Annotated in this window: 9 protein-coding genes; 2 read left to right on the top strand and 7 right to left on the bottom strand. The window is 67.7% G+C overall.

The window, feature by feature from the left end; translation table 11 throughout:
- Window positions 1–41 precede the first annotated feature (41 nt).
- On the top strand, window positions 42–572 hold the full coding sequence (locus DBV10_RS18550; RefSeq protein ID WP_124515081.1) for a winged helix DNA-binding protein: 531 nt from the start codon (window positions 42–44) through the stop codon (window positions 570–572).
- A gap of 114 nt (window positions 573–686) precedes the next feature.
- Window positions 687–4,337, top strand: coding sequence for a hydantoinase B/oxoprolinase family protein (locus tag DBV10_RS18545; RefSeq protein WP_124515080.1), 3,651 nt, complete (start codon window positions 687–689; stop codon window positions 4,335–4,337).
- Window positions 4,338–4,388: 51 nt separating this feature from the next.
- Here the strand turns inward: DBV10_RS18545 and mnhG are convergent, their stop codons facing one another.
- From mnhG to DBV10_RS18510, 7 genes are all read right to left on the bottom strand, one after another.
- On the bottom strand, window positions 4,389–4,781 hold the full coding sequence (mnhG, locus tag DBV10_RS18540; protein ID WP_124515079.1) for a monovalent cation/H(+) antiporter subunit G: 393 nt from the start codon (window positions 4,779–4,781) through the stop codon (window positions 4,389–4,391).
- A complete protein-coding gene (locus DBV10_RS18535) occupies window positions 4,778–5,056 on the bottom strand; it encodes a K+/H+ antiporter subunit F (protein ID WP_124515078.1) in 279 nt (92 codons plus the stop codon). The genes mnhG and DBV10_RS18535 overlap by 4 nt, the downstream gene beginning before the upstream one ends.
- Window positions 5,053–5,583, bottom strand: a complete 531-nt coding sequence (locus DBV10_RS18530) for a Na+/H+ antiporter subunit E (RefSeq protein ID WP_124515077.1) — start codon at window positions 5,581–5,583, stop codon at window positions 5,053–5,055. Before DBV10_RS18530 ends, DBV10_RS18535 begins: the two co-directional genes overlap by 4 nt.
- Window positions 5,580–7,295, bottom strand: coding sequence for a monovalent cation/H+ antiporter subunit D (locus DBV10_RS18525; protein ID WP_124515076.1), 1,716 nt, complete (start codon window positions 7,293–7,295; stop codon window positions 5,580–5,582). Before DBV10_RS18525 ends, DBV10_RS18530 begins: the two co-directional genes overlap by 4 nt.
- Window positions 7,296–7,455: 160 nt before the next feature.
- Window positions 7,456–7,821, bottom strand: a complete 366-nt coding sequence (locus DBV10_RS18520; RefSeq protein WP_124515075.1) for a Na+/H+ antiporter subunit C — start codon at window positions 7,819–7,821, stop codon at window positions 7,456–7,458.
- Entirely contained in the window at window positions 7,812–10,775 is a 2,964-nt protein-coding gene (locus DBV10_RS18515) for a monovalent cation/H+ antiporter subunit A (RefSeq protein WP_124515074.1), read from the bottom strand. Before DBV10_RS18515 ends, DBV10_RS18520 begins: the two co-directional genes overlap by 10 nt.
- Window positions 10,776–10,891: 116 nt before the next feature.
- The gene (locus tag DBV10_RS18510) at window positions 10,892–11,341 is read right to left on the bottom strand and encodes a helix-hairpin-helix domain-containing protein (RefSeq protein WP_124515073.1); all 450 of its coding nucleotides are present in this window, start codon (window positions 11,339–11,341) and stop codon (window positions 10,892–10,894) included.
- Between the last annotated feature and the right edge of the window lie 30 nt (window positions 11,342–11,371).

Below are 11,371 nucleotides of genomic sequence, written 5' to 3'. Positions count from 1 at the left end.
CAAGCCGTGCCAACACTTCCCATCCGCAAAGGCCTGAGTCCATGAAATCTGCAGCCAAGGCGCCCGGTGAATCCGGGCCCATCGTGTCGTCTGCACACCTGGTGTCCGCGCAGAGCGCGGAGATGAGCGAGTTCGAGTTCGGCCTCATCGTGGCGGGCAATGCGTTCCACCGCTGGGTGGTGCATTGCATGGCGGCGGCGGGCCTCAAGGACCTGACGCCGCTCGATGTGGTGGTGCTGCACCATGTCACGCACCGGGCGCGCGACAAGCGCCTGGCCGACATCTGCTTCATCATGAATGTGGAAGACACGCACTTGGTGAACTACTCACTCAAGAAGCTGCAGACCCTGGGCGTGGTGGCCTCGCAAAAGAACGGCAAGGAAGTCACCTACGCCGCCACCGACACTGGCCGCGCCTACGTGCAGCGCTACCGCGAGATCCGCGAGTCCTGCCTCATCGATGCGTTGAACGCCGACGATGCGCTGAACCGCGACATCGGCGAGCTGGCCCGCCTGCTGCGCGTGCTCTCGGGCATGTACGACCAGGCGGCGCGTTCGGCGGCATCGTTGTAACGCCGCCTTCCACCGTTTTGTTTTTTATTGATCCCATTTGATTTGATTTGAATTGAACATGGCTCTGGCGCTTGCTGGTCAAGCGCATGCAGCTATAAATTGAGTAGCAATCCTATGACCGCCCCAACACCCACCCCTTCCCGCTGGCAATTCTGGATCGACCGTGGAGGCACCTTCACCGACGTGGTGGGCAAGCGGCCCGACGGCAGCCTGGTCACGCACAAGCTGCTGTCCGAGAACCCCGAGCAGTACAAGGACGCGGCCGTCGCGGGCATCCGCCACCTGCTGGGCCTTGCGCCTGGCGAGCCCGTGACGCCGGCGCTGGTGGAGTGCGTGAAGATGGGCACCACCGTGGCCACCAACGCGCTCTTGGAGCGCAAGGGCGAGCCCACGCTGCTCATCACCACCAAGGGCTTCAAGGACGCGCTGCGCATCGCCTACCAGAACCGCCCGCGCCTGTTCGACCGCCACATCGTGCTGCCCGAGCTGCTGTACGAGCGTGTGATCGAAGCGCAGGAGCGCGTGGGCGCGCGGGGCGAGGTGATCGAGCCGCTGGACGAGGACCACCTCAAAGAACGCCTGTGGGCCGCCTACGACGCGGGCCTGCGCAGCGCGGCCATCGTGTTCATGCACGGCTACCGCTACACCGCGCACGAAGAAGCCGCTGCCCGCATTGCGCGCGAAGCCGGCTTCACGCAGGTGAGCGCCTCGCACGCCACCAGCCCCATGATGAAGCTGGTGAGCCGGGGTGACACCACGGTGGTGGATGCCTACCTTTCGCCCATCCTGCGCCGCTATGTGGACCAGGTGGCCAGCGAAATGCCGGGCGTGAAGCTGTTCTTCATGCAGTCGTCCGGCGGGCTGACCGATGCCCAGGTGTTCCAGGGCAAGGATGCGATCCTCTCCGGCCCCGCAGGCGGCATCGTGGGCATGGCGCGCACTGCAGGCCTGGCGGGCCACGACAAGGTCATCGGCTTTGACATGGGCGGCACCAGCACCGACGTGAGCCACTACGCGGGTGAGTTCGAGCGCGAGTTCGAGACCCAGGTGGCGGGCGTGCGCATGCGCGCGCCGATGATGAGCATCCACACCGTGGCGGCCGGTGGCGGCTCCATCCTCGGCTTTGACGGTGCACGTTTTCGCGTCGGCCCCGAGAGCGCGGGAGCCAACCCCGGCCCCGCCAGCTACCGCCGGGGCGGCCCGCTGGCCGTGACGGATGCGAACGTGATGGTGGGCAAGATCCAGCCCGCGCATTTCCCCCAGGTGTTTGGCCACGCGGCCAACGAGGCGCTGGACGGTGACGCCGTGGCGCAGAAGTTTGGTGCGCTGGCCACGCAGACCGGGCGCCAGGCCGAGGATGTGGCCCATGGCTTCATCCAGATCGCCGTGCAGCAGATGGCCAATGCCATCAAGAAGATCAGCGTGGCACGCGGCTACGACGTGACCCGCTACACCCTGCAGTGCTTTGGCGGCGCGGGCGGCCAGCATGCCTGCCTGGTGGCTGACGCTTTGGGCATGACGCGCGTGTTTGTGCACCCGCTGGCCGGTGTGCTCAGCGCCTACGGCATGGGCCTGGCCGACCAGAACGTGATCCGTGAGCAGGCGGTGGAAGCCAAGCTCGCGCCAGAGGCATTGGCAGGCATCGAAGCCACGCTGGAGCAACTGGCCAGCACTGCGCGCACTGAGCTGGAGCGTCAGCAGTCGGGCAGTGGCACCGCCGTGGTGCATCGCCGCGTGCATGTGCGTTATGAGGGCAGCGACTCGGCGCTCATCGTGCCGTTGGGTTCGATGGCCGAGATCACCGCTGCGTTTGAGAACGCCTACCGCCAGCGCTTTGCCTTCCTCATGCAGGGCAAGGGCCTGGTGGTGGAAGCCGTGTCGGTCGAGGCCGTGGTGCCCGGCGACGCGCCCGTGGAACCGCGCCACGCGCTGCAGCCCGCGCGCGAGGTGCCGCGCCGCAGCACCGTGCGCATGTACACCGGCGGCGTAGATGGCGTGGCCGCCTGGCACGACGCCGCGCTGGTGGTGCGCGAGGACCTGCGCCCCGGCGACGTGATCCCCGGCCCGGCCATCATTGCCGAGAAGAACGCCACCACCATCGTGGAGCCCGGCTGGGAGGCTGCACTGACCGACCTGGACCACCTGCTGCTCAACCGCCGCGTGGCGCGCGCCGTGCAGCATGCCGTGGGCACCACGGTGGACCCGGTGCTGCTGGAGGTGTTCAACAACCTGTTCATGAACATTGCCGAGCAGATGGGCTTGCAGCTGCAGAACACGGCCTACTCGGTCAACATCAAGGAGCGGCTGGACTTCAGTTGCGCACTGTTTGACACCGCAGGCAACCTCATCGCCAACGCGCCCCACATGCCCGTGCACCTGGGCTCGATGGGCGAGAGCATCAAGACCGTGATCCGCGAGAACGCGGGCAAGATGCAGCCCGGCGACGTGTACGTGCTCAACGACCCGTACCACGGCGGCACGCATTTGCCGGATATCACCGTGATCACGCCGATCTACATCACCGACGAGGCCGAGCCCACGTTCTATGTGGGCAGTCGGGGCCACCATGCCGACGTGGGCGGCACCACGCCGGGCTCCATGCCACCGTTCTCCACGCGCATCGAGGAAGAGGGCGTGCAGATCAACAACGTGAAGCTGGTGGAGCGCGGTGTGCTGCGCGAGGCGGAGATGGTTGCGCTGCTTTCAAGCGGCGAATACCCCAGCCGCAACCCGCAGCAGAACATGGCCGATTTGCGCGCGCAGATCGCGGCCAACGAAAAAGGCCAGCAGGAGCTGCGCCGCATGGTGGGCGAGTTTGGCCTCGACGTCGTCCAGGCCTACATGCGCCATGTGCAGGACAACGCCGAAGAGTCCGTGCGCCGTGTCATCACACGGCTGAAGGACGGTGCGTTCACGCTGCCCCTGGACAACGGCGCGCAGATCAGCGTGGCCGTGAAGGTGGATGCGACAAGCCGCAGTGCCACCATCGACTTCACCGGCACCAGCCCGCAGCAGACCAACAACTTCAACGCGCCCACGGCGGTGTGCATGGCGGCGGTGCTGTATGTGTTCCGCACGCTGGTAGATGACGACATTCCGCTCAACGCCGGGTGCCTGAAGCCGCTCAAGGTCATCATCCCGCCCGGCAGCATGCTCAACCCCAACCCACCGGCCTCGGTGGTGGCGGGCAATGTGGAGACCTCCACCTGCATCACCAATGCGCTGTATGGCGCACTGGGCCTGATGGCGGCGGGGCAGTGCACCATGAACAATTTCACCTTTGGCAGCACGCGCTACCAGTACTACGAGACCATCTCGGGCGGCAGCGGCGCGGGCGGGGTGTGGGATGCCAACGGGCAACGGGTGGGCGGGTTTGGTGGCACCAGCGTTGTGCAATGCCACATGACCAACTCGCGCCTGACGGACCCCGAGGTGCTGGAGTTCCGCTTCCCCGTGCGGCTGGAGGGCTACGAGATCCGCAAGGGCTCGGGCGGCGCCGGGCAGTACAAGGGCGGCGATGGCGGCATCCGCCGCGTGCGCTTTCTGGAGCCCATGACGGCCAGCATTTTGTCGAACGGCCGCCACCATGGCGCGTTCGGCATGGCGGGCGGCCAGCCGGGGGCCGTGGGCATCAACAAGGTGGTGCGCAGCGATGGCCGGGTGGAGCTGCTGGACCATATTGGCCAAGCCGAAATGCTGCCGGGCGACGTGTTTGAAATCCACACACCGGGCGGTGGTGGCTTCGGGTCTTCAGGCCAAAAATAGTGATCAAAGTGGCTGCTTGCGCGCATTCATAAAGCGCACGCAGCTATCAAATCAGGAGTCTTTGCCTTCTGCGGGGGCCTGGGGCTGGCTCAGGCTGGGCGGCACATCCAGCCCGGCCTGCCGGGCCCGGAACAGCGCCGCGCGCATCAAGAAGATCGACATGATGGGCACGGTGATCGCTACGAACACGGCGATCAGCAGTGCATGCAGCGCCAGGCTACGGTCGGCCACCGAGAAGTACAGTACCGTGCCGTGCATGATCAGCCAGCAGCCCAGCGTGGCGATGATGGCGGGGGCGTGCACACGTTCGAAAAACGTGGGCAGGCGCAGCAGGCCGGTAGAGCCCAGCAGCGCCAGCCCGGCGCCTGCCAGCACCAGCACGGCCACGATGATTTCCAGCCACAGCGGCAGCACGGCAGCGGCGGTGGTGCTGGCTTCGGTCATTCGATCACCTCGCCACGCAGCAAAAACTTGGCCATGGCCATGGCGCCCACAAAGCTGAACAGTGCCAGCAGCAGGGCCGCCTCGAAGTAGTTCTTGCTGCCATACAGCAGGCCCAGCACCAGCATCACGAGCATGCCGCTCAGGTACATGCAATCCAGCGCCAGCACGCGGTCTTGCGCCGAAGGGCCCTTGAGCAGGCGGACCAGCGCGCAGCCCATGGCGAGCGCCAGCATGAACAGGGCGATGGGGAGGGCCCAATCCAGTATCGGGGTCATTCGAAAATCTCCATCAAAGGGCGTTCATAGCGCTGCTTGACGCTGGCCGCAATGGCGGCGGCGTCGTCCAGCTCCAGCACATGCAGCAGCAGCATGCTGCGGTCCAGCGACAGTTCGGCCCAGGCGGTGCCGGGGGTGATGCAGACGATCATGGCCAGCACGGCCAGCGCGTTGGGGTCGCGCACATCGAGCGGGATGTGCACAAACCCGGCCGGGTGCCGCCTGCGGCCGGGCGCCAGCAGCAGGCGGGCCACGGCAACGTTGGAGCGCGTGGTGTCGGCCACCACCGTGAGCGCCAGGCGCAGCACCGCGCCGGGTTTGCGCACGCGCACCGGCAGCGGGCGCAGCCCGGCCGTGAGCAGTGGAATCGCCAGCGCGAGCACCGTGCCCAGCACGATGTGGCCGGCGCTCAGGCTGCGGTTGAGCAGCAGCCACAGGCCCAGCAGCGCCAGCGACAGCAGGGGCGCGGGCACCAGCCGCTTGAAGGGCCGGGGGGAGGTGGCAGTAGGGAGAGGCTCTGGCTTCATGGCAGATTGCCCCCCGGTGTGGTGGCAGGCTTGGGCGGGTTGGGCACGGGCTCGGCCGCCATCACGGCGCGCACATAGCCAGCGGGCGCATGCAGCGCGTCGGCCGTGGCCTGGGTGTAGCGCATCACCGCGCCGGCCTGCCAGGCCAGGGCCGCACAGGCGCCCAGCAGCAGGGCAATCGGCAGCCCCTCCAGCACCAGCAGCTTGGGGGCCGAGCGCTCGGGCGCTGCCCAGAAATGGCGGATGCCCGCGCGGGTCAGGGCCACCAGCGCCAGCAGGCCCGAGGCCACCAGCAGCGCCACCAGCGTCCAGCCCGCCGCACCCAGCTGGAACCCGCTGGAAGCGCCCAGCCCCAGCGGGTTGAGCAGCGCATGGACCATGGCGAACTTGCCCACAAAGCCCGGCAGCGGCGGCAGGCCCGCAATGACCAGCGTGCAGGCGATGAAGGCCAGGCCCAGGAAAGCCGCAGCCGCAGGGATCACCTCGCCGATCAGGGCCTGCTCCTTGTCGTCGAGGTTCATGCCCTCGGTGGGCACCAGGTCGGCCGAGAGGAAGGGCGCATCGTCGGTCTGCGCGTGGGGCGCAAGGCTCGCGCCATCGTTGCGCCAGCGGTCGATCAGGTCGGTCAGCAGGAAGAGGGCGCTCACCGCCAGCGTGGAGCTGAGCAGGTAGTACAGCAGCCCGGCTGTGAGCAGGGTCTGCCCAAAGCCCACGGCCGCCAGCAGAGTGCCCGACGACAGGATGGCGCTGAAGCCCGCCAGGTGCCCCAGGCGCTGCGAGCCCAGCATGCCGATGGCGCCAAAGGCCATGGTGAGCAGGCCCCCGCCCATCAGCCACTGGCTGCCAAACTGGGCCGATTCACCCGCCTCGGCGCCGAACAGCAGCGTCCACAGGCGCAGCACGCTGTACACACCCACCTTGGTCATCAGCGCGAACAGCGCGCCCACGGGCGCTGTGGCCGCGCTGTAGGCGGGCACCAGCCAGAAGTTGAGCGGCCACACGGCGGCCTTGATGAGGAAGGCCACGGCCAGGATGGCCGCCGCTGCGTGCAGCAGGCCCCGGTCGGCCGCTGCCACACCGGCGACGCTCTGCGCCAGGTCGGCCATGTTGAGGGTGCCGGTGATGCCGTAGAGCATGGACACGCCAATCAGAAACAGCGACGAGGCCGCGAGGTTGATGGCGATGTAGTGCAGCCCCGCCGACACGCGCGGGCGGCCCGAACCGTGCAGCAGCAGCCCGTAGGACGCGGCCAGCATGATCTCGAAGAACACGAACAGGTTGAACAGGTCGGACGTGAGAAACGCGCCCGCCAGCCCCATGAGCTGGAACTGGAACAGCGGGTGAAAGTGCACCCCCGCGCGGTGCCAGCGCGCCGCCGAGAACAGCACGGTGGCCAGCGCCACGGTGCTGCACAGCACCAGCATCATGGCCGAGAGCCGGTCGACGGCGAGCACGATGCCGAATGGCGCCGGCCAGTTGCCCGGCAGGTACACGCCCAGGCTGGTCTGCACGCTGGGCTCCTTGGCCTGCACCAGCAGCAACACAGCCACCACCAGGCCGACCAGGGTCGATGTGATGTTGAGCGTGACCTTGGTGCGCTGGCGTTCCTCGCGCAGCAGCAGCATGAGCCCGGCCGTGAGCAGGGGCAGCGCAATGGGCGCGAGGATCAGGTGTGGCATCAGCCGCTCAAGCAGCATGTGCATGAGTGTCATGTGATTGGTCCAAGACGCTGCGCATGAAACTGGCACGCCCCAGGCCAGGGCAGCTGAGAAAGGGCCGCCCCGCATCGAGGGCTGCGTCCCCCTGCCCGCAGTGCGCAGCGCTGCGAGAGCGGGGGGAAGCGGCGAAGCCGCTCAGGGGGGTGTTCTCTAGTCATGGCATTTCCTGCACGTCTTTGCCCTTGGTGCCATCCACATGGTCGGTGCCCGCCATGCCGCGCGATGCCAGCAGCACCACCAGGAACAGTGCGGTCATCGCAAAGCCGATCACGATGGCCGTGAGCGTGAGCGCCTGGGGCATGGGGTCGGCATAGTGGGCCAGGTCCTGCGGTGTGCCGGGCTGCAGCACGGGCTCCTTGTCAATCGCCAGGCCCAGGCGGCCCATGCTGAAGATGAAGAGGTTGACGGCATACGACAGCAGCGACAGGCCCATGATGACCTGGAAGGTGCGGGGCCGCAGCAGCAGCCACACGCCCGAGCCGGTGAGCACGCCGATGGCCAGGGCCAGAATCAGTTCCATGGAGTTTCTCCCCGGACGGTGGGCGCCGTGGTGGTGGCCTGCTCCTGCGCTTCGCCGGCGGTGCGCGCGTGGTGGTAGCGGTGGCTGCGCACCGACTGGTGGGCAATGCCGGTGAGGATGAGCATGGTCGAGCCCACCACCAGGGTGAACACGCCGATGTCGAAGAACAGTGCGCTGGCCACATGCACCTCGCCCACCACGGGCAGGTGCAGGTGGGCCGTGTGGCTGGTCAGGAACGGGTAGCCCCAGGCCAGCGCCCCCAGGCCCGTGGCCAATGCCGCCAGCAGGCCCACGCCGATCCAGCGGCGCGGGTACAGGGGCAGGTGGGCCTCGACCCACGAGGTGCCCGAGACGATGTACTGCAGCAGCAGCGCCACCGAGAACACCAGCCCGGCCACAAAGCCGCCGCCGGGCTCGTTGTGCCCGCGCATGAAGAGGTACATGGACACCAGCGTGGCAAAGGGCAGCAGCAAGCGCACCAGCACGGCGGGCACCATGAGGTAGCCCACGGCGGTGTCCATGGTCTGGCGCGGGTTGGACAGGTCGGTGTCCACGTCGGCAGGCAGGGCGCGCTGCTGCGGCGGCAGGTCCATCACCTCGCGCGCGGGCCGGAAGCGCCGCAGCAGCGCGTAGACCGTGAGCGCCACGATGCCCAGCACCACGATCTCGCCAAAAGTGTCAAAGCCCCGGAAGTCCACCAGCATCACGTTGACCACGTTGGTGCCGCCGCCTTCCCCCAGTGCGTGCTCCAGGAAGAAGGTGGAGGTGCTGTCGGGGAAGGGCCGGCTCATCATCGCAAACGACAGCAGCGCCATGCCAGCGCCCGCGCTCAGCGCCAGCGCCAGGTCGCGCCAGCGGCGCAGCTGGGTGCGGCGCTCTTGCGCCAGCGTGGGCACGCGCAGGCTCTCGTCGCGCCGCGGCAGCCAGCGCAGGCCCAGCAGAATGAGGATGGTGGTCACCACCTCCACCACGATCTGCGTGAGCGCGAGGTCGGGGGCCGAGAACCACAGGAAGGTCAGGCATACGCACAGCCCGGCCCCGCCCAGCAGCGTGAGGGCTGCCAGCCGGTGGTATTTGGCTTGCCAGGCCGCCGCCACGGCGCACAGTGCACCCAGCAGCCACAGCAGCGCAAAGGAGGGCGACAGGGGCAGTTGCACCCGGTCGCCAATCGGCAGGCCGCGTGCCCACAGGGGCAGGGTGCCCGCCACCAGGGCCGCTGCGGCCAGCCACAGCATCTGCCACTGCAGGCGGCCCGTGCCCAGCAGGCGGCGGCCGTTGCGGCCGGCCAGCGTGAGGGCGGCCAGGGTGTGCTCAAACATGCGCTGGCCGCTCAGGCGGTGCATGAGCGGGGGCGCATCCAGCGTGCCCCGGGCGCGCTGGCGGCGCAGCAGGGCATACAGCGCCATGCCGCCGCCCAGCGCCACCAGGCTCATCACGAACGGGGTGTTGAAGCCATGCCAGACCGCGAGGCTGTAGGTGGGCAGATCGCCCCCCACTACGGGCCGGGCGGCGGCGGCCAGGTAGGCGCCCACCGACCAGGCGGGCAGCGTGCCCACCACCAGGCAGGCCAGCACCAGCAGCTCGACGGGCACGCGCATCCAGTGCGGGGGCTCGTGGGGCTGGTGGGGCAGGTCAGTGGCTGGGGGGCCCCAGAACACGTCCACGGTGAAGCGCAGCGAATACGCCACGCTGAACATGCCCGCCAGTGTGGCGGCGATGGGCAGCAGCCATTCGAGCAGCGGCGTGGTGTTCACGTACACCGTCTCGGCAAAGAACATTTCCTTGGACAGGAAGCCGTTGAGCAGCGGCACGCCCGCCATGGCGGCGCTGGCCACCATGGCCAGGGTGGCGGTGATGGGCATCATGGTGCGCAGGCCCGAGAGCCGCCGGATGTCGCGTGTGCCACTTTCATGGTCCACGATGCCCACGGCCATGAACAACGAAGCCTTGAAGGTGGCGTGGTTCATGATGTGGAACACGGCCGCCACGGCGGCCAGCGGGCTGTTCAGGCCCAGCAGCAGGGTAATCAGGCCCAGGTGCGAGATGGTCGAATACGCGAGCAGGCCCTTGAGGTCGTTCTGGAACATGGCCGCGTAGCCGCCCACCAGCAGCGTGCACAGGCCCGCGCCCCCCACCAGCCAGAACCATTGTTCGGTGCCCGCCAGCGCCGGCCACAGCCGTGCCAGCAGAAACACGCCCGCCTTCACCATGGTGGCCGAGTGCAGGTAGGCCGACACCGGCGTGGGCGCGGCCATGGCGTGGGGCAGCCAGAAGTGAAACGGAAACTGGGCGCTTTTGGTGAGCGCCCCCAGCAGTATCAACACCAGGGCCGTGAGGTACAGCGGGTGGTTCTGAATGAGCGGGCCGGCCGCGAGCACATGGTCGAGGTCGTAGCTGCCCACGATGTGGCCCAGCACCAGCATGCCCGCCAGCATGGCCAGGCCGCCCGTGCCTGTCACCGTGAGCGCCATGCGCGCACCGCGCCGCGCGTCCTTGCGGTGGTGCCAGTAGCCAATCAGCAAAAACGAAAACAGGCTGGTCAGCTCCCAGAAGAATGCAATCTGGACGATGTTGCCCGACAGCACCACGCCCGCCATGGCACCCATGAAGGCGAGGAAAAACGAGAAGAAGCGCGGCACCGGGTCGGCGGGCGACATGTAGTAGCGCGCGTACAGCACGACCAGGCTGCCCACGCCCAGCACCAGCATGCAGAACATCCAGGCAAAGCCGTCCATGCGGATGACGAGGTTCAGGCCCAGGGCCGGGAGCCAGGCTAGCTCCTGTCGGATCACCGCGCCATCGGCAATCTCGGGGAAGTAGAGCGCTGCCTGCACTGTGCAGATCAGGGCGATGAGCCCGGCGAGCGTGGACTCGGTGTTGCGGGCATTGGCGGGCAACACTGCCGCCAGCAGGCTGCCGATGAAGGGGAGAAGGATGAGCGTGATCAGGGGCATGCGTGAATGATTCTAGGGGCAGCCCCTAAAAACCCTGTCCAGCCCTTGCTGCCGCGTTTGTGATGGGTACAAAAAAACAAGCCCGCTGGAGCGGGCTTGCTGCTTGTGGAGTGTGCTTAGTTTTTGCTAGCGCTGGCTGCCGGGGCTGGGGCTGCGGGTGCTGCAGCCGGGGCTGCTGTCGGCGCTGCAGCCGGTGTGGCTGTGTCCTTGTCTGCGTTGCTGCGGGGCTTGCGGTCTGCGGCCTGGGCGCTGGCGTGCTTCTTGTGGTTCTTGGCCTCGGCTTTGGCGGCGGCGGCCGCGCTGTATTTCTTGCCGTTGACGGTCAGGCCTTCCTTGGAGAAGTTCACGGCGCTTTTGTTGCCCACGCCGCCCACGCGGCCAATGAAGTCGGCCCAGTCCTTGAAGGGGGCGCTCTTGCGCTCTTCCAGGATGCGGCCCGACAGGCCGGGCCCGATGCCCTTGATGCCGTCCAGCTCGGCCTCGGTGGCGGTGTTCACGTCCACTGCGGCGAAAGCGGCGGTGGCCAGCAGCAGGGTGGCGATCAGGGTCAGCAGTTTCTTCAACATGGCAGGTGTCCTTGGTGTGGGGGTTTGGCC

It is taken from the genome of Acidovorax sp. FJL06 (genome assembly GCF_003852545.1).
GTDB lineage: Bacteria > Pseudomonadota > Gammaproteobacteria > Burkholderiales > Burkholderiaceae_C > Acidovorax.
This window is presented reverse-complemented; position numbering and strand designations above follow the sequence as displayed.